The organism is Streptomyces tricolor, assembly GCF_002155905.1.
GTDB lineage: Bacteria > Actinomycetota > Actinomycetes > Streptomycetales > Streptomycetaceae > Streptomyces > Streptomyces tricolor.
In genome coordinates this window covers 2,419-2,815 of the sequence record NZ_MUMF01000004.1, presented here as the reverse complement: position 1 = coordinate 2,815, position 397 = coordinate 2,419, and the positions used below count along the sequence as shown (strand labels likewise).

The 397-nt window shown below is 69.0% G+C and carries 2 protein-coding genes; both read left to right on the top strand.

Annotation, left to right across the window (positions count from 1 at the left end):
• On the top strand, positions 1-205 hold a 205-nt coding region (locus CCN44_RS00235), incomplete at its 5' end, for a sortase domain-containing protein (protein ID WP_143649551.1).
• On the top strand, positions 202-397 hold a 196-nt coding region (locus CCN44_RS45790), incomplete at its 3' end, for a hypothetical protein (protein WP_244203876.1). The genes CCN44_RS00235 and CCN44_RS45790, both read left to right, overlap by 4 nt.

Here is a 397-nt window from a genome sequence, read left to right as displayed (position 1 = left end):
GGTCCGGCGGGCGGACGGCCGCACGGCCGTCTACTCCGTGGACCGGGTGAAGGTCTTCGACAAGGCCGGCTTCCCCGACAAGGAGGTCTACGGTCCGACCGGCCGCCCGGAACTGCGGGTGATCACCTGCGGCGGCCTCTTCAGCCGGCGGACCGGCTACACCAGCAATGTGGTGGTCTTCGCCCATCTGACCGCGACGAAATGACCGGCGGACCGGCCGGTGCGGACGCCCTGTCCGCACCGGCCGGTCCGTTCGCGATGATGTCCCCGAACGTCCGCGGCTCGGGAATGGCTGGCGCCGGAAAACTATCATCGCTAGTTTGTGTGCCGGACGACGCGGACCCGCCGGGAGGACACAGCATGAAGGCACACGACGGCCTGTACATCGACGGCGCCT